This window comes from Deltaproteobacteria bacterium, assembly GCA_016178705.1.
GTDB lineage: Bacteria > Desulfobacterota > Binatia > HRBIN30 > JACQVA1 > JACOST01.
In genome coordinates, this window is the sequence record JACOST010000008.1 from 119,471 (window position 1) to 137,443 (window position 17,973).

18 protein-coding genes and 1 tRNA gene are annotated in these 17,973 nt (G+C 62.7%); 7 read left to right on the forward strand and 12 right to left on the reverse strand.

Features of this window, described 5'->3' with window-relative positions; translation table 11 throughout:
* The first annotated feature begins 4 nt into the window (after positions 1-4).
* Positions 5-1,174 carry a PilT/PilU family type 4a pilus ATPase gene (locus tag HYR72_03930; GenBank protein MBI1814103.1) on the forward strand — a complete coding sequence of 390 codons (1,170 nt, stop codon included), beginning with the start codon at positions 5-7 and terminating at the stop codon, positions 1,172-1,174.
* Between the two features lie 16 nt (positions 1,175-1,190).
* Here HYR72_03930 and HYR72_03935 read toward each other — a convergent pair whose 3' ends face one another.
* Genes HYR72_03935 through HYR72_03965 form a run of 7 tightly spaced genes read right to left on the reverse strand, consistent with a single transcriptional unit; the run spans position 1,191 to position 9,819 of the window.
* Entirely contained in the window at positions 1,191-1,784 is a 594-nt protein-coding gene (locus HYR72_03935) for a hypothetical protein (protein MBI1814104.1), read from the reverse strand.
* Positions 1,784-3,871: an elongation factor G gene (fusA, locus tag HYR72_03940; protein MBI1814105.1), complete on the reverse strand. Its 2,088-nt coding sequence runs from the start codon at positions 3,869-3,871 to the stop codon at positions 1,784-1,786. Before fusA ends, HYR72_03935 begins: the two co-directional genes overlap by 1 nt.
* A 12-nt stretch (positions 3,872-3,883) precedes the next feature.
* Positions 3,884-4,651, reverse strand: coding sequence for a type III pantothenate kinase (locus HYR72_03945; protein MBI1814106.1), 768 nt, complete (start codon positions 4,649-4,651; stop codon positions 3,884-3,886).
* Between the two features lie 17 nt (positions 4,652-4,668).
* Positions 4,669-5,433 carry a type III pantothenate kinase gene (locus tag HYR72_03950; GenBank protein ID MBI1814107.1) on the reverse strand — a complete coding sequence of 255 codons (765 nt, stop codon included), beginning with the start codon at positions 5,431-5,433 and terminating at the stop codon, positions 4,669-4,671.
* A gap of 7 nt (positions 5,434-5,440) precedes the next feature.
* Positions 5,441-6,265, reverse strand: a complete 825-nt coding sequence (locus HYR72_03955; protein ID MBI1814108.1) for a biotin--[acetyl-CoA-carboxylase] ligase — start codon at positions 6,263-6,265, stop codon at positions 5,441-5,443.
* Between the two features lie 5 nt (positions 6,266-6,270).
* On the reverse strand, positions 6,271-7,140 hold the full coding sequence (nadC, locus tag HYR72_03960) for a carboxylating nicotinate-nucleotide diphosphorylase (protein ID MBI1814109.1): 870 nt from the start codon (positions 7,138-7,140) through the stop codon (positions 6,271-6,273).
* 12 nt (positions 7,141-7,152) lie between these two features.
* Positions 7,153-9,819, reverse strand: coding sequence for a valine--tRNA ligase (locus HYR72_03965; GenBank protein MBI1814110.1), 2,667 nt, complete (start codon positions 9,817-9,819; stop codon positions 7,153-7,155).
* 222 nt (positions 9,820-10,041) lie between these two features.
* Between HYR72_03965 and HYR72_03970 the strand changes: the two genes are divergently transcribed.
* Complete coding sequence (locus HYR72_03970) at positions 10,042-10,272, forward strand: RNA-binding protein (protein ID MBI1814111.1); 231 nt, start codon at positions 10,042-10,044, stop codon at positions 10,270-10,272.
* Between the two features lie 86 nt (positions 10,273-10,358).
* Positions 10,359-10,559, forward strand: a complete 201-nt coding sequence (locus HYR72_03975) for a hypothetical protein (protein MBI1814112.1) — start codon at positions 10,359-10,361, stop codon at positions 10,557-10,559.
* On the opposite strand, the gene HYR72_03980 is transcribed toward HYR72_03975, so the two are convergent.
* Together HYR72_03980 and HYR72_03985 are read right to left on the reverse strand one after the other, a co-directional pair.
* Positions 10,556-10,906, reverse strand: a complete 351-nt coding sequence (locus HYR72_03980) for a hypothetical protein (GenBank protein MBI1814113.1) — start codon at positions 10,904-10,906, stop codon at positions 10,556-10,558. The two genes, HYR72_03975 and HYR72_03980, sit on opposite strands and share 4 nt — an antisense overlap.
* Before the next feature lie 216 nt (positions 10,907-11,122).
* Entirely contained in the window at positions 11,123-12,232 is a 1,110-nt protein-coding gene (locus HYR72_03985; GenBank protein ID MBI1814114.1) for an STAS-like domain-containing protein, read from the reverse strand.
* A gap of 163 nt (positions 12,233-12,395) precedes the next feature.
* Between HYR72_03985 and HYR72_03990 the strand changes: the two genes are divergently transcribed.
* The 3 genes from HYR72_03990 to HYR72_04000 all read left to right on the forward strand — a co-directional run bounded on the left by HYR72_03990 (position 12,396) and on the right by HYR72_04000 (position 13,887).
* Positions 12,396-13,250 (forward strand): DDE-type integrase/transposase/recombinase, encoded by an 855-nt coding sequence (locus HYR72_03990; GenBank protein ID MBI1814115.1) that lies wholly within the window; start codon positions 12,396-12,398, stop codon positions 13,248-13,250.
* Positions 13,247-13,717 carry a hypothetical protein gene (locus HYR72_03995; protein MBI1814116.1) on the forward strand — a complete coding sequence of 157 codons (471 nt, stop codon included), beginning with the start codon at positions 13,247-13,249 and terminating at the stop codon, positions 13,715-13,717. Before HYR72_03990 ends, HYR72_03995 begins: the two co-directional genes overlap by 4 nt.
* An 86-nt stretch (positions 13,718-13,803) precedes the next feature.
* Positions 13,804-13,887, forward strand: a tRNA-Leu gene (locus HYR72_04000).
* Between the two features lie 376 nt (positions 13,888-14,263).
* On the opposite strand, the gene HYR72_04005 is transcribed toward HYR72_04000, so the two are convergent.
* The 3 genes from HYR72_04005 to HYR72_04015 form a co-directional block, all read right to left on the reverse strand.
* Positions 14,264-15,358 (reverse strand): hypothetical protein, encoded by a 1,095-nt coding sequence (locus tag HYR72_04005; GenBank protein ID MBI1814117.1) that lies wholly within the window; start codon positions 15,356-15,358, stop codon positions 14,264-14,266.
* A 423-nt stretch (positions 15,359-15,781) separates the two neighbouring features.
* On the reverse strand, positions 15,782-16,387 hold the full coding sequence (locus HYR72_04010) for a VOC family protein (GenBank protein ID MBI1814118.1): 606 nt from the start codon (positions 16,385-16,387) through the stop codon (positions 15,782-15,784).
* 127 nt (positions 16,388-16,514) lie between these two features.
* The gene (locus HYR72_04015; GenBank protein ID MBI1814119.1) at positions 16,515-17,084 is read right to left on the reverse strand and encodes a pyridoxamine 5'-phosphate oxidase family protein; all 570 of its coding nucleotides are present in this window, start codon (positions 17,082-17,084) and stop codon (positions 16,515-16,517) included.
* A gap of 125 nt (positions 17,085-17,209) precedes the next feature.
* On the opposite strand from HYR72_04015, the gene HYR72_04020 reads away from it, so the two are divergent.
* Positions 17,210-17,857: a TetR family transcriptional regulator gene (locus tag HYR72_04020; protein MBI1814120.1), complete on the forward strand. Its 648-nt coding sequence runs from the start codon at positions 17,210-17,212 to the stop codon at positions 17,855-17,857.
* The last annotated feature ends 116 nt before the right edge of the window (positions 17,858-17,973 follow it).

Below are 17,973 nucleotides of genomic sequence, written 5' to 3' on the forward strand. Positions count from 1 at the left end.
ATCGATGCACGACATCCGAACGCTCCTGAGCGAGATGGGCGTGCGTGGCGCGTCCGACCTGTATCTCACCGCCGACAGTCCACCGGTGTTGCGCATCGAAGGCATCACGGAGAACTACGGGGACGAAATCCTCACCGCGCCCGAGGTCGAAGAGCTCGCCAACGCGGTAATGACCGAGCGCCAGCGTGCCACGTTCGAAGAGCGGCTCGAGATGAACCTCGCGTTGGCGTCCGGCCGGCTCGGCCGCTTTCGCGTCAACGTCTTCCGCCAACGCGGCGCGGTCGCCGTCGTAATCCGCCAAATCAAAACGCAGATTCCCAGCATCGACGAACTGTGCTTACCCGCAGTGCTGAAACGCATTGTGCTCAGTCGCCGCGGACTCGTGCTCGTCACCGGAGCCACCGGCTCCGGTAAATCGACGACCCAGGCCGCGATGATCGACTACCGTAACGATCACACCCGCGGTCACATCGTCACGATCGAAGATCCAATCGAATTTGTCCACCCGCACAAACACTGCCTCATCAGCCAACGCGAAGTCGGCTTCGACACCGTCTCGTTCAGCGAGGCCCTGCGTAACACCTTGCGCCAGGCACCGGACTTGATCCTGATCGGCGAAGTGCGCGACCTCGAGACGATGGAAGCCGCCATCACCTTCGCCGAGACCGGCCACCTGTGCGTCGCGACCCTCCACTCCAACAATGCCAACCAGGCGATCGAGCGGGTGATGAACTTCTTCCCGGCGATGCGTCACCCGGAAATTTTCCTCCAACTGTCGCTCAATCTGCGCGCGATCATCTCGCAGCGCCTGGTGCAGGGGGTCGATGGCAAACGGGTCGCTGGGCTCGAGATCCTGATCGATACGCCGCGCATCCGCGACCTGATCAAGAAGGGTGAGGTCGACGTCCTCAAAGACGCCATGCAGCAGAGCATGCTCGAAGGCGGGCAGACATTCGACCAGGCGCTCTACGATCTCTACGCCGAGGGTCGAATCACCGAAGAGCACGCGCTGGCCAACGCCGACAGCGCGAACAATCTGCGCATCCGCATCAAAAACCTCGACCTGCGCGAAGCCGCCAAGGCCGATGCCGGCAAGCCCTCTCGGCACAGCAAGCCTGACAAGGACGATTTGCGTATCGAAGGCGTCCCGACTGTCAACGTCCGCCGCCTGTAAGGACCCGCGCCCGCGCTCAGTGGCCGGTTCGCGCCAACAAAATCCGCTTCGCGCTGCCGGCCACCGCCGAGGGAATGTTTTTACTCTTGGCGAGCAGACGGAGTTCGCGCTCACTCAGTGAGTTGACGAATTTCAACGCCACCGCGATTGGGGTCTTGGGGTTGCCGACCAACGCACTGCGTATCTGCGGATTGCGACCCCACTCCTTGTCGTCGCCGATGATGCGCAGCAGGTCCGCATCGATATTGCGGTTGCGTGAGACGGCTACGATCTCATCGTCGGTGATGCGGGGATTCTGCATGACGAAGCGCGGCACGATGTGGCTGGCATCGCGGATCAGGATGTTGCGCGCATCGCGATTGCCTTTCAACGCGAGCTTGATCTTCTCGCCGACGGTCAATCGCATGACTTGATTGTACAGGCTCTCGTTGATCTTCGGTTCCACCGGTTCGCCAGCGATCAACTCCTCGGGCGCGACTGGGGCCGGGCGTGGCGCCGATGCGGGCTCTGGATCTTCGATCAAGACTTCGGGCAACTGATATGGATCCTCGCCGCGGTCGATCTGGTCGACGAGCGCAGCGAGTTCTTCGGCGCTGATCTCACCTGCCATTAGGCTTTCGCGGCGCGCGCCGCCTCCGCTTCTTTGACGATCTTCTCGGTGAGGTGCGCCGGCACTTCGTCGTAGTGATCGAACCCGATCGTGAACGAACCCCGGCCACTCGTCATCGAGCGCAGGTCGGCGGCGTACTTGAGCACTTCCGCCATCGGAACGAGCGCACGAATCACCTGTCCACCCGCTTTGGTGTCCACACCGAGCACCTTGCCGCGACAACTGTTGAGGTCACCGATGACGTCACCCATGCAATCGTCCGGCACGGCGATCTCCATGGTCATCACGGGTTCGAGCAGGATCGGCTTGGCCTGGCTCATCGCGGCCTTGAACCCGAGCGACGCGGCGATCTTGAACGCCATTTCCGAGGAATCGACGGCATGAAACGAACCGTCGTACAGCGTCGCGCGGACATCGACCACCGGGTAATGCGCCAGAATGCCTTCGCCGAGCGCTTCGCGGATGCCCTTTTCCACTGCCGGAATGAATTGCCGCGGGACCACGCCGCCGACTATAGCATCGACGAACTCGAAGCCGCTACCGCGCGGCAGCGACTCGACCTTGAGCCAGGTGTCGGCGAACTGTCCGCGACCGCCCGATTGTTTCTTGAGTTTGCCCTGCGCCTCGGCGCGGCCCTTGATCGTCTCGCGATACGGAACCTTGGGCGCCTTGAGAGTGACCTCTACACCATACTTGCGCTTGAGCTTCTCGACCGCCACCTCGATGTGCAGCTGTCCGACACCCGACAGGATGATCTCGCGCGTCTCCGCATCGCGCGTCACGTGCAGCGTGAGATCTTCCTCCATCATCTTGTGCAGCGCCAGGGTCGCCTTCTCTTCGTCGCCCTTCGACTTGGGTTCCACCGCGAAGGACATCGACGTGGGGATCTCGATCAAGCCGGGATACAGGATGGGCGCCTTTTCATCCGCCAACGTATCGCCCGATGCGGTTTCCTTGAGCTTTGGCACCGCAACGATCTCGCCCGCGATCGCGTACGCGATTGCTTGCTGCTTCTTGCCTTCGAGTTTGAACAAGTGGCCGAAGCGCTCCTTGGCGTCGCGGCTGACGTTGAGCACCGTCGCGTCGGCGTTGACCCGGCCCGACAACACGCGAAACACCGAGAGCTTGCCGGCGAACGGATCGACGATGGTCTTGAACACCAGCGCGGAGAACGGCTCATCGATCGCCGGGCGACGGCTGATCGGTTCGCGTATTTTGGGATCGCGGCCCTCGGCCTCGCCCCGATCGGCGGGTGACGGCAAGTACGAAACGATCGCGTCGAGCAACGGGGGAATGCCGATGTTCTTCGCCGACGAACCGCACAACACCGGCACCAGTTTGCCCGCGACCGTACCCACGTGCAGGGCGTGTTGGATCTCCTCGGTGGTCAACGCGCCCGCGTCGAGATATTTTTCGAGCAACTCATCGTCGGCTTCCGCCACCAGTTCCATGAGCTGCTCGCGCGCCGCCTTGGCGTCGGCCTGCATGTCGGCGGGAATCGGCTCCTCCGCCATCGTGCCGTTCTCCTTCGCCACCAGCGCACGCATACCGACGAGGTCGATCACACCGCGAAACGTCTCCGCGGCGCCGAGCGGCAATTGAATCGGCACCGCCTTCGCACCGAGGATCGTCTTGAGATCGTCGACCGCCGCTGCGAAGTCGGCACGTTCACGATCCATCTTGGTCACAAACGCGATGCGCCCGAGTTGCAACTGATCGGCACGCTGCCACAGATTCTCGGCTTCGACTTTGATCTCGCCGTGCGCCGCAGCCAACACGAACACCAACCCGCTGGCGGCGCACATGCACGCCAGGGCGTCGGGGACGAAGTTGGCGTAGCCCGGCATGTCGAGCAGCGTGACATCGTGCTTACGCCAGGTCAGGTGATGAAACGCGGTGGTCAGTGTGAGTTGTCGACGCACTTCCTCCGGCTCGTGGCCGAAGGCGGAGGTGCCGTCATCGAGCCGCCCGATGCGTGTCGTGGCGCCGCCATCGAACAGCATGGTTTCTCCGAGGGCGGTCTTGCCGACACCGCCCTGACCAACAATGCCAAGGTTGCGAATCGATCCAACGTCCTCGACGGGCATAGTCCCTCCAAGTCAGTTTCCGACACGATTGCGTTCAAAAATCAGCCGCAGACCTTCCAGCGTGAGAAACTCGTCCACCTCTTCGATGGTTTCCGATTCCGGCGCCAACAGACCGGCGAAGCCGCCCGTCGCGATCACACGCCCACGCACGCCCTGTTCTTTCCGAATCCGCTCTACCAAGCCATCGACCATCGCCACATAGCCATAGATCAAACCGGATTGAATGGCATTCACCGTATTGCGCCCGACCACGTGCTTGGGCTTGGCCAACTCGACCCGGTAAAGCTTGGCGGCGCGCTCGAACAACGCCTCGCTGGCGATGCCCAACCCCGGCGCGATGATGCCGCCGACGTACTCGCCCTTCTCCGAAATGTAGTCGAAGATCGTCGCGGTACTGAAATCCACGACGATGGTGGTGGTCCGCGTGCGCTCGAACGCGGCGATGGCGTTGACGATGCGGTCGGCACCGACTTCGCGCGGGTTGTCGTAGAGAATCGGCATGCCGGTCTTGACGCCAGGCCCGATGAACAGCGGCGCCGTGCCGAGGTAGTCGCGGCACATTGCCTCGATCACACCCGTCATCGCCGGCACCACGCACGACACAGCGATGCCCGCGACCTGCGGTCCGAACTCCGCGCCGAGCAAGCCGCGGACGAGGAAACCGTATTCGTCGGCGGTTCGTTCCACGTCGGTCATCACCCGCCAATGCCGCCGCAAGCGCCTGCCCTCGTACAGTCCGAGCAGAGTCTGCGTGTTGCTTACGTCGATGGCCAGAAACATGGGCGCGGCTCCACTCCTCAGTTCATCGCGTTGCGCTTGTAGATCAGCCGAATGCCATCGAGGGTGAGGAACTCGTCGACTTCGTCAATGGTCGCCGATGCGGGCGCGAGCAAACTCGAGAACCCGCCGGTCGCGATGATGCGGGCCGTAACGCCGCACTCGCGCTGAATGCGCGCGACCAGTCCGTCGATCATCGCCACGTAGCCGTAGAACAGTCCCGATTGAATCGCGGTCATCGTGTTGCGGCCGACGACCTGCGATGGCTGGCTCAGCTCGACCCGCGAGAGCAGCGCGGCGCGGGCGAACAGCGCGTCACTCGCGATGCCGACGCCCGGGGCGATGACTCCGCCGATGTACTCGCCGTCGGCCGAGATGTATTCGAACTTGGTCGCCGTGCCGAGATCGACCACGATGGTAGCAGCGTGTGTCCGCTCGTAGGCCGCGACCGCGTTCACGATGCGGTCGGCGCCGAGTTGGCGCGGGTCGTCGTACAGGATCGCCATACCGGTCTTGATGCCGGGCCCGACGAAGAGCGGCGCCAGCCCCAAGTAGTCGTGGCACACGGTGGCGATCGTTCCAGTCATCGCCGGCACCACCGAAGCCACCGCGACGCCGGCGAGGCCGCTCCCGGTCGATTCGCCGAGCAGACTGCGCAACAGAAACCCGTACTCATCGGCGGTGCGCGCGGGCTCGGTGACCAACCGCCAGTGGCGCTGCAACCGCGCACCGTCGTAGAGCCCGAGCACCGTGTTCGAGTTGCCGATGTCGATGGCGAGCATCATGGCTGACTTAGTCGGTCCTCGCCTCTCGCAATTGATCGTAGCCACCCAACACGGTCACGTCGCCCGCCACCACGCGGCACTCGCGGCCATCGGCGCCACGCACGCGCAAGGCTCCATCATCGGCCAAGCCCAGCGCGACCCCCTCGATACGTTCCGACTTTCCATGCACATCGCTCTGCACCACAATCGGCTGGTCCGTCAAACACGAGAAGCGCTCCCATTCGGGCGCCAACGTCGCAAACCCATCGCGCTGCCATTGATCGTAGCGTGCCTCGCAGCGGTTCAACAGCCGCGCCGTGAAGCGTGCGCGATCGATCGCCGCGCCGGTGATCATCGACAGCGAGGTGGCGATGCCGCGCACCGCGGGTGGAAAATCCTCGGGCGCGCTGTTGAGGTTGACACCGATGCCGGGGATGACGAAACGGACGCCGGACTCGTCCGCCACCATCTCGGTGAGAATGCCCGCCAGCTTGCGCCCGCCGCTGACCAGATCGTTCGGCCATTTGATCGCGACGTTCGATGTCCACTCGCGGACGGTCTCGGCGGCGGCGAGACCCACAACCAAGGTGAGCTGTGGAATCACTTCGGACGGCAGCCTCGGCCGCAACACCAACGACAGATAGAGATTGCGCTGCGGCGGCGACACCCACTGCCGGCCCAGCCGTCCACGCCCGCGGCGTTGACTCTCCGCGATCACCACGGTGCCCTCTTCCGCGCCCGCCTCGGCCAACTCGCGCGCGGTTGTGTTGGTCGAGTCGACCTCCTCGAACACGTGCAGGCGGCGACCGAAGCGCCGCGTCGTCAGGTGCGGCTCGATGTCGGTGGCCTGCATGCCATTCACCCCGCGCCTCTTCCAGAAAGAGTAGGGGGAGAGATCTTCATGCTGAAGTCGAACGCGGCGGCGGAATGCGTCAGCGCGCCGACCGAAATCAGATCGACCCCCGCGGCGGCGACTGCCCGCACGCGTCCGAGAGTCATGTTGCCCGACGCTTCAACCAGCGCGAGGCCGCCGATCTGCTTCACCGCAGCGGTGGTCATCGCCACGTCCATGTTGTCGAGCAAGATGCAGTCGGCGCCGGCCGCCAACGCCTCTTCGACTTGTTCGAGCGTGCCGCACTCGATCTCGATCTTGAGCGTGTGCGGCGCGCCGGCGCGCGCACGCTCGACCGCCGCGGCGACTCCGCCGGCGGCGGCGATGTGATTGTCTTTGATCAGAATGCCGTCGGAGAGATTGAAGCGATGATTGCCGCCGCCACCGACGCGCACCGCATATTTCTCCAGCAGGCGCAGACCCGGCAGCGTTTTGCGCGTGTCGACAATGCGGCAACGCGTGCCGTCTACCGCTTGCACAAACGCGTTGGTGAGCGTGGCGATGCCCGAGAGGTGCTGCAAGAGATTGAGCGCAACCCGTTCACCGTTCAGCAACGCGCGAGTCTTGCCGCTCAGCGCCGCCACCACCGCGCTCTCTTCGAGCGGATCGCCGTCCTGATAGTGCGGCTCGATCCTTACATCGCCGAGGACATCGTAGACGCGCTGCACGAGCGGCAAGCCGGCGAGCAATCCGCCCTGCTTGGCAATGATGTACGCGGTCGAACGGCTATTCGCGGCGACGGTGAGCGCCGTAGTTACATCGCCGGAACCGAGGTCTTCCGTCAACGCGGCTCTGACTAAGTCGACAACGGCAGGCAGGCTGAGCACGTCGTCCATCAACAAGTCCGTTCACGACCCGCGCCGCAAGGTCTCCAAGTGTCTCGTCAAGGTGGCGCTGCGCTCCGCCAATGCCGCGGCACGCGCGCGTTCTTTCTCGACCACGTCGGCCGGCGCTTTGGCGACGAAGTCGGGGCGGCCGAGTTTGGCATCCACCGACTGCAGATCCTTGCTCACTTTCTTGAACTCGTTCTCCAAGCGCTTGCGCACTTCGGCCGGATCGACCGCGCCGCGCAGCGGCACGAACACTTCGCCGACCTCGGGCACCACCGCCGAAGGTTCGTCCGGTGGCCGCTCCGACGCGGCGAGCACATCGATGCTGGTCACGCGGGCCAGCGCCTTCAAGTACGGCTCGTAGACCGCGACACCATCGGCTCCCGCGCTCGGCGCAATGCGCGCCGTCACCGCAGTCGTCGGGGCAATGCCGAGCTCCGCACGGATGTTGCGGATGGCGCGCACGATGTCGATCATGCGCGCCACCGCCGCATCGGCGGCGGGATCACGCAGCGCGTCATCCGCCACCGGATAAGGCGCCACCATGATGCTGTCCGATGAACGCGCGAGCGGGAGCGCTTGCCAGATCTCTTCGGTAACGAACGGCATGAACGGATGGAGTAGGCGCAGAATCTGTTCGAGCGTGTGCAGCAACACCGAGCGTGTTCGCTCTTTGGCCGCCGCGTCGTCGCCGTAAAGGCTGAGCTTGCTGAGCTCGACAAACCAATCGCAGAACTCGCCCCAGATGAACCGATAGAGCGTCATCGCCGCTTCGTTGAAGCGATACGCGTCAAGCGACGCCCGCACTTCGTCAGTCACCGCCTGCATGCGGGACAAAATCCATCGCTCAGGTAAATCCAACATCACCAAATCCGCACTGCCTACTGCCGTCTGCTCACTGCCTACTGCTTCCAGGTTCATCATGCAGAAGCGCGCGGCGTTCCAAATCTTGTTGGCGAAGTTGCGGCCGAACTCGACGCGATCGTCGGCGAAGCGCACGTCCTCGCCCAGCGGCGCGGCCGACACGATTGTGAAGCGCAGCGCGTCGGCGCCGTAAGTGTCGATGACCTGCAACGGATCGGGCGAGTTGCCGAGCGACTTCGACATCTTCCGTCCCTGCATGTCGCGCACGATGCTGGTGAAGAAGACGTCTTGGAACGGACACTCACCCATGAACTCGTAGCCCGCCATCACCATGCGCGCGACCCAGAAGAAAATGATGTCGGCGGCCGTGATGAGCGTATCGGTCGGATAGAAGCGGCGCAGCGTCGGCGTCTCGTCCGGCCAGCCCATGGTAGAGAACGGCCACAGCCACGAGCTGAACCAGGTGTCGAGCACGTCGTCGTCTTGATGAATCTTCGCTGAGCCACACTGCGCGCAGTGTGTCGGGTCTTCGCGCGCCACTGTCAGCTTTGGGCAGTTGTCGCAGTACCACACCGGGATGCGATGGCCCCACCACAATTGGCGGCTGATGCACCAGTCGCGGATGTTAGTCATCCAATGGAGGTACACCCCCACCCAGCGTTCGGGGTAGAAGCGCAGGCGGCCGCTCTTGATCGCTTCGATCGCGGGCCGGGCGAGCGGCTCCATGCGCACAAACCACTGATCTGACAGATACGGCTCGATGATCGTGTCGCAGCGCTCGCAGCGTCGCACCGGCACGCGATACGGTTCAGTCTTCACCAACAACCCGTGCGCTTCGAGATCGGCGACGATGCGTTTGCGCGCCTCGAAGCGATCGAGACCGCGATAGGCGCCGCCGTTGTCGTTGATGTGGCCGTCGGTGGTCATGATGCACAGCGGCTCGAAATGATGGCGCTGGCCGATGTCGAAATCGTTGGCGTCATGCGCTGGCGTGACCTTCACCGCGCCGGTGCCGAAGGCCGGATCGACGGCGTCGTCGGGGACCACCGGGATCGGCCGGTTCATCAGCGGCAGGATCACGTTGCGACCAAGCAGGCCGGCGTAGCGCGCGTCGCTCGGATGCACCGCAACGCCGGTGTCGCCGAGCATGGTTTCGGGACGCGTGGTTGCGACCACGACGCCCGGGCCACCGTCTTCAGCGGGGTAGCGGATGTGCCACAGGCTGCCGTTCTCGCCGCCTTCGGTGGTGATGGCTTCTTCGTCGGAGAGCGCAGACTGGCAGCGCACGCACCAATGGATGATGCGATGGCCCTTGTAGATGAGGCCCTTCTCGTACAGTCGGACGAACACTTCGCGCACCGCGCGCGACAGGCCGGGGTCCATGGTGAAACGTTCGCGCCGCCAGTCGCACGAGGCTCCGAGGCGGCGCAGTTGGAGGAGGATCGTGCTGCCGTATTTTTCTTTCCAACCCCACACGCGTTCGAGAAATTGCGCGCGCCCGAGGGTATGACGATCGAGTCCTTCTTTCGCGAGCGCCTTCTCGACCACGTTCTGCGTCGCGATGCCGGCGTGATCGGTGCCTGGCATCCACAGCGCGACCTTGCCGTTCATCCGCTGGTAGCGGATCAGGATGTCTTGCAGCGCGTTGTTGAGCACGTGCCCCATGGTGAGGCTGCCGGTGACGTTGGGCGGCGGGATGACGACGCAGAAGCGCGCGCCCGGCTGGTTCTCGTCGGCGTGAAAGTAGCCTCGATCTTGCCAGAACTCGTACCAGCGCCGTTCGACGGTGGCGGGATCGTACGTCTTATTCAGCTCGGCCATGGGCGAAACAGATGCGTGCTGTCGCTACCGGAATCGAGTGCGCTGAGCAAGTGATGGTAGGCAGCTTCTGGTCTGTGGTTTCTGGTTTCTGGTCTGTGGTTTCTGGTCTCTGGCTTTCAGCTTTCGGCTTTCCGCTTTCAACTTCTTCCCTGCCTAGGTAGTGTCTCAGTTTGAAAATTCAACGGGCTTGGAACGACCCGGCAATCGTGCGATCTTGTCCGCATGCCGAAGGGACCGCAAGGCCAGCGCAGACCCGCCGACGTGATCGGCAACGCGGTCCACGTGATGCGGATTGCGACCGGCGAGATTGAGGATACGCCACGCGACCCCGGCAAAGAGTACATGCGCAAGGGTGGGCTGAAGGGCGGGAAGGCGCGGGCGGCGACGCTCAGCAAGAAACGGCGGACGCAGATTGCAAAAAATGCCGCTCGGGCACGATGGGAGAAACCGTGAACCAAAACAAACAACGAAATTGCGGCGTGGTAGGCAACTTGCTGTCGTCTCCGAACATGGCGGATACAGTCGAACGAGTCGTTCTCTTGGCCGAGATCGAAAAGGGCCTCCGGAGTCGCGTTGCTGGAATTGACGGATGGCTGGCTGAAATTGGTAGCTCCTGTAAAACGGACCAGCGTCATTGCGAAGAGGGGACGGTCGAGCGCGCCTATTGGCACTACGGCTATGCCGTAGCGATCAAGGACGTGCTCGACCTCCTTCAGTCAGCGGCGATGCCGATCAACTAAGCACCACACGCCGGGCAGTGGTTCCAGGCGTAAGGCTTCGCCGGATGGATCTCGTTGTCCAGCCGCCCCTGCGCACCACCGAATGCATGGTAGAGGAGGCATTCCTTTTCGTAAGCGGCCGTTGCATTAGGAAAGTGGCCGTACATGAAGTACCGGTATTTGCCGATCCAATCCTTCAGACGGCCGTTCAAGTCGTCGTCGGATCGTCCGGCATAGCGAATGGTCAGCGAGTTATCGGGAAGGAGCACATCACCAAGAAGATAAGCGCCGATCGACCTGCTGACGTTCGCATCAATTTCTGAGCGTGTCAGGCTAAAGATTCCGGAAAGACCAGTTGCAATTGCCATTGCAAACCTCATCATCTGCGGTTCGTGACCGCCGTAAAGGACTTGCCAGGAATTCATGGACTCGCTAAGAAGGCTTCTGCTCGGCTAATTCTGGCAAACCCGAGTTGATACCACCGACAAGGCCGCTGCGTGGGGCAGCGGCCTTGTCGCCTTGATGGGACTGAATCTTCTTGTACGGCACTTCCAGATAAGCGTCCTCCCTTCCCCTTCTGCACTCTAAGCTATTTCCGTCTCCCCCTTTGGGCGCGGTCCTTCGCCATTCTCGCTCAGTGGCGTCATGCCGGGCAGAAATGGTGTTTCGGTATTGCCGCCGTCGCTCTTGACGTGCAGAATCATTCGCACCACGTCGGAACTAGCGTTCACTTGCCAGATGTGAATGTCTGGATGCTCGCGGGCGAACACTCGAAATATCTCGTCAGCGAATCCCTGGCCAATACTTTCAACCCCAGAGAAGTCGAGAACGACCTCCCTAAAGTGGTCAACCCGCTTGAGGAGTCGGCGCGCCTGCGATCGAGAAACCAGCATCTCGCCGTCATGCTGAGCAAGGCTTGCGACCAAGTGGGTGCGCGTAAACCCGTAGTGGTCGGTGCTCGGCGCAAATTGGTTGAACACTTCCAACGCTGTTCGCAGCGACAGAGGATGGATGGTCATGTGGACATGGGTCCCTGCCGCTGGGGCCGGGTCTATCTCTAACAGCCAGTCCTTTTCGTCACGGTGCGCGAAGTACAACTGGGCCGACATGATGCCGAACAGATCGAACATCCTGGAAGTAAAAAAGATGCCTTCGCCACTGTGGTGGGCATGGTCGGTTGTGAGTTTTCCCTTTGAGAGTTCCAATACAGCGTGTCGCGGATCATCAAGTCCGAAGGCCCTTTGGAGCTTGGCGAAGATTCCGACGCCGTGGTCGACGACGGTCAGCCCGATCGCTGCGGCCGTGCGGCTGATACCAACGACAAATGCGGGAGACTCTGAATGCACGATCGCGTTGTTCACGATTTCCGTGATCCCGTGTTGACAAATGGTTCGCACGTTTGCCGGTACGTCCTTCAGGTGCGGTAGAATCTCATTTCGCCATACCTCATCTTCGTTGACGCCAGGACCGATCTCTCGTCGTGCGACATGGTTCACCAGTTGGGCGAGACAATACGATCTGCCCTTTGTATCTCCATTGGGAATGAGCCAACCCATCTGGACAAGATCATGTAGGTGGCGATGTACTGCCTGCCGACTCACATCGAAGTGTTCCGCAGTCACTCTGGCGATGTCACCAGGATGGGCCGCGACATTGTCCACAATCCACCGCTGCATGGACTCCTGCTCTGACATGGCCGTATTTGAAACCATGATCGCGCGTTTGTCAACCTACACGCTTTGATTTGGCAACGGGACATGGTAGATTTGCGCCGTTCTTCGGTTTTTGGTGGTAACGATGGCTCCAAATAGTCAATTGATGCTTGACACTCAAGCAAAAATATCATATACTCCGGGCATGAACAGATTGCCCCTAGCCAAGCGCGCCCAAATCCTCTCGCTGCTCTGTGAAGGTTCGTCGATGCGCTCAGTGTCGCGGCTCGTGGACGTGTCGATCAACACCGTCACCCGCGAGCTGATCCTTGCCGGCCAGGCATGCACGGCATTCCACGATCAGGTGGTGCGCAACGTGAACTCCAAGCGCATTCAGTGTGATGAGATTTGGTCGTTCTGCTACTCCAAGGCGAAAAACGTCCCGGAAGAGAAGCGAGGGAAGTTCGGGTACGGCGACGTGTGGACGTGGACGGCAATCGACGCCGATTCCAAGCTCTGTCTTTCGTGGTTTCTTGGCGGACGCGATGCGGGCGCGGCCTACTACTTCATGATGGACCTATCGGAACGCCTCACGTCGCGCGTGCAACTCACGACCGACGGGCACAAGACGTACCTCAGCGCCGTTGAATCCGCGTTTGGCATCGGGATCGACTATGCGATGCTGGTGAAGATTTACGGCGCATCGCCCGAGGGCGAAACGCGCTACAGCCCAGCGGTCTGCATCGGCACCGAACGCCACGCGGTCACGGGCGACCCGGACCCCGAGCACATTTCAACGAGCTACGTGGAACGCTCAAACCTCACGATGCGGATGCACATGCGCCGCTTTACTCGCCTCACCAACGCCTTCTCGAAGAAGATCGAGAACCACGGCCACATGGTTGCGCTCTATACGGTCTGGTACAACTTCGTGAGAATCCACAAGACGCTGCGGATGAGTCCGGCGATGGCTGCTGGTGTTACGTCGGCCCTCTTGTCGATGGAAAACGTGGTCGAGATGGTCGATCAGTGGGAAGCGGCGAAAAAGACCGCGACGTGATAGAGACCAAAGCCGCAATGGAAACAGAGGACAACCCACCACCGCGCGCCAGCGTGAACTACCGACGCGGCCTAACACGCTTGTATGTTGTGATCTCGGCCCTCTGGATTGCATTTGTCCTAGTCGGCGTGCCGTGGTGGGCACGTGATACATGGATACGGAACGCTAGCGTGGCTTTGGAGCAGAAAAAGCAGGAGATGTCCTCCCGCGACGCGGCCCTGAAGAAGTCCCCGATCGACCAACGCGAAGCGGATGAGCATCAACGCCTCGCCGACGAACATCAGCGTGACGCCGAGTGGTTCCGGCAGCACGCAGACAACTGGTGGTCAGAAACCTGGCTTGCCCCGCGCCTGTTGTCGCTTTGGGCAATCGCCCTCGGCGCAATACCAATAGCTCTCTATGGCATTCTCTACGCACTGATTTCGGGACTGGACTGGGCCAAGCGCGGCTTCAGAAATTCAAACTGAGACACTACCCCTGCCTACTGTCCCTTGACCGTGTCGCAGCGGGAAGCTATCACCGTCGCGCGCTAGCCGACAGTGTTCACACCCATGCGAAAGTGGCGGAACTGGCAGACGCGCAGGATTCAGGATCCTGTGGGGTAAAACCCGTGGGGGTTCAAGTCCCCCCTTTCGCACTTCGTCCGTTGAGCGCTAACGCATTTGCCAGATCTACCTGACGCTGCGTTTGTTGCTGTTTCTCGCTACCACCCAGCAGGCCCACGACCCGCATCGCAGCGCTTCGCGAAGTAAGATGCGATAGCCGGAAGCTAACACTCCGGAACGAATAGAGGACCCCTTCCCTCCCCGAGCGCCTGTTCGGCGATCTAGGGAGCGTCGTCGCTGGCATCCCACGACATGCGCCGGCGCGCCAACTATCAGCGACACGATCACGGCCGCGCCGCGTCTGGCCATCATCTACCACGATCTCTCGTGACGGCATCCTCGATACGGTCGGACAGGGAGCGATGCCGTTGCCGACACACACCCCGTTTGTGTTACCGCGCGATCACCCTATTGGCACGCGAACGTGCCGGTGACGACGACGTCACCGGTTTGCTCGTCCAGGTTGCCGAATGCGCTCACCTGCGACGAGCCGCTCAGTCCGTCCATCGGATTGCCCGCCATGATCTTACCGCAGTCGAGCGCCGACCCGGTGACCTTGGTCCGGCAGTGACTCGCGCCGCAGACCTGCCCGTCGGCGATGCTGGTGCCCTGGATATCGCTGGTGTTCAGGATTTGCGCCGTCGCCGTTCCGGTGGTGGTCGCCAGCAGGTTGGGCTTCCCTATGCCGACATCGTCGGCGGTACAGGGAATGCCGTCCGGCCCCTCTGGGGCGCCCGCCGTGTTGGGCGGCACGGTCTTGCACGTACCGCCGTCCGGCAACAGGCTGACCGACGTATTCGAGTTGATCACCGCCGAACCAGTCGGGCCGGAGCCGCTGAAGGTAGTCACCGGCATGGCGTTGCACGCCGGCTTGCTGCTGCATAGGCTAGGGTTGTGCGGATGCATATCCGAACCGTCTTCCGGCGTCCCGCTTGTGCAATTCGGATCGGGGTCGGGCGTGTCGCAGTGCGTGTCGTGGTCGATGCTGTAGAGGTAGTTCACATTCGCCAAGCCGGCGGAGCCGCAGCCGGCTTTGCCTTCGGCGGAGTTCATGCCGCCGAAGGCGGCCACCGGCACGCTGCGCACGCAGGCGCAGCCCACGCCGGACACCTTGACGGGATCGAACGTCATATCGGGCGCCGCGATGACGATCGGCACCTCCATCGCGGCGAAGGCAGGCGTCGATGACCCGGCGTAGAAAGTGGAATCCGTCCGTGGATGCCCAGTGGTGAGCGTTTGCTGGCCGGTGAGGCGGAGCTGGATCGCGAAGATGGCCGTCTGCACCTTGGAGACGGTATCGGGGCCGAACACGCACAAGCGGCGGTTTTCCACCGTGCAATTGGCCGCACAGCCGTCGCCGCCGATGGTATTGCCATCGTCGCATTCCTCGGAACCTTCCATCACGCCGTTGCCGCAGACAGCGCCTGTACTGGAGGGCGTGTTCGCCGGGGTAGCCGTCCCGCCTTCGTTATCACCGCCGCAGGCGGCGAGGAAGATCGCCATGCCGCCGGCCGCGAGGATCGCGCCGAACCACTGGTTCCGAGTCTTCATGTCATCCTCCTCAACTAGTGTACCCCGTGTCGATCTCGTGATGGCCAGGATCGAGCAGCGTGTTCAGCGACTGCGGAGTCGGCGACAGGGCAGCGGCGGGATCGATCGGAGCCGCCCGAGCCGGCAGCGCGGCACCGTGCAGTCACAGATCCCCGTCGAAGTATTTTTGGTACGTCTTACCGCGAATCCGCTCGCGGTTGATCGCGAACTGCCGCTGTGTGGCGACCGGATAGTACGTGACCCGGTTCTTCATGCTCCCTTCCGTGGGAACGGGTGTGCGCCAAGGTAGTGCGCATGCCACTCCGCGGTGAGGCGGGAGAACGTCGGCGCGGTGAGCTCGGCGGGGCGATGTCCAGCGGGCTGCCATCGTGGCGCTCAGAAGCGGAGCATGTCGACCGGGCCTGTGCCCTCGGGAAGCGGCGGTCGCGCCGTGAGTGTCTCGATCGGCTCGCCGGCCTCGTAGCGCGCGACGAGTTCCTCCGGATCAAAGATCACGCCGATCGGATTGGCGGAGAACTCGCCGCTGCGCATCCAGGCGTCAATCGCCCGGGCGGAGGGCATGCTGTCGACCTGCAGCTCGACGCGGTTGCCGTCGGGATCCTTGTAGTACAGCGAGGTGGTCGGCCCGCGGTTGATGCACCAGTACGGCTCGATACCGGCTGCCTTGAGGCACCGGAAGGTGTGCAACAGATCGCCGAGATCCGCGTAGCTGAACGCGATGTGATCGGTGCCAGCAGCCATCATTGGCTGCTCTTCGAGCCCAGGAATACTCGCGATGGCGATCCGATGGTGCTCGTCGTCGTAAGTGAGAAAGGCGAGTACGCCGTCGGAGTGCACCACCTCGGCGCCGAGGACAGTGCAATACCAACGTACCAACTCGTCGAAGCGCGCGGTACGACGCACGACGTGTGCAAGCTGGCGCGGCTTCACCACGCCGCGATTCACGGACAGCCGACGTTGGCGGTCTTCCCGAGTGCTCATGTGTTCTCCTGTCTCCTGCAGGTCCTTGGCCGTTCGTTGAAAACGTCCCTCTTGGATCGGGGCCGGACCAGAACGAGGAAATCTTCCTGCGTGGAAATCGCGCTCGTGCCGCGACCCCGTGCTCCGTTCAGGGGGAGGGACGTGCATCGTCGCTGGCATCCCACGACATGAGCGAGCTCACCCAGTGCGTGATCGGCTCCTCTTGGTCGTTGCGGTGGAGATGGCGCGGAGGCTGCGCGAACGTCTCATAGGGCTGGCAGCGGAGGACGACCCGGCCCTCCTGCTCCGCCATCGCTTGGACCATGGGGCGCGCGTGATCGGGAAGGGGCTGGCCCGACATACGACCGGCCACGGCCATCATGACGTCGACCACCAGCTCCGGATCGGTCTCGACGCGAGCGTCGCAATAGACTTGAAGATAGGCGAAGGGCCAGCGCTCGTCGAGGATGCACAGGCTCACCTTGCCGTTGCGAGCGACCGCCTTCGCCTTGGCACGACCGCGCATGGTGGAAACGAGCAGCTCATCGCCGTCAGTCGGCACGTAATACACGATAGACATAGCTGGACCGTCCAGGCGACGGGCGTTGCCGAAGACGCAGGTGCGGTGGGTCCGGACGAAGGTCCGCCGCTCGGACGGTAGCATGTCGCGATCGGTTGGGGTCGTGAAGGGTTCAACGGGCCACGGTAGCAAGTGCATTTGGGGCTCTCCTTCGGAGCAGATTGTATTATCGATCGATAATACTATATCGTAGCTCCGTGAGTTACACAAGCAAGGGCCGCCCCCGCGTTCGTCGCGATCGCAAGAACCTGCGCTCACAGTTGTTGGACGCAGCGCTCGTCGAATTCGGCGCGAAAGGATTCACCGGCGCATCGACGCGAGCCATCGCCCGGCGCGCCAACGCCCACCAGCCGCAGATCAACTACCACTTCGCCTCGAAGCGCGCGCTGTGGAACGCGGCGCTCGAGCACCTCTTCGCTCTGCTTGGCGACGCCATGGGCGGCGTCGTAGTGCCCCCGCGCACCGGCCGGAGGCACGACGTCCAGGCGCTTGCGGATGCGTTCGCCGAGGGTATCCGATGCTTCGTGCGGTTCGCGGCCGCGCACCCTGAGCTGAACCGGATCGTGGTGCACGAGGCGACGGCGGCGAGTGAGCGACTCCGTTGGATGACGAAGCGACACGTGCGGCCGTTCTACGAAACCGTCCGCGCGCTCTGGCGTCCGCTGCGCGCCGCCGGGATCGCGGCGCCCATCGACGAGAAGCTGGTGCACTACGTGCTCGTCGGTGCCGCCTCGCTACCCTACGTCAATGCTCCCGAGGCGCGGCTCCTCACCGGCGCCGAGCCAACCGATCCGGCCTGGGTTGAAGCGCACGCGGATGCCCTGGTGGCGACGTTGCTGCCCGGGCGGACCGAGAGGCCGCGAGCAGCGCGGCGGGAGGTTGCTTTCGCGAGACGCCGTCGGACCAAGTGACGGAGAAGAACGGACGCTGACGGCAGCGTCTGCATTCTTTCATGCTTAGCCCGCTGACCCTGTGGGGCAAGACCCGTGGGGGGTTCAAGTCCCCCCTTTCGCATCTAAATTCCTGC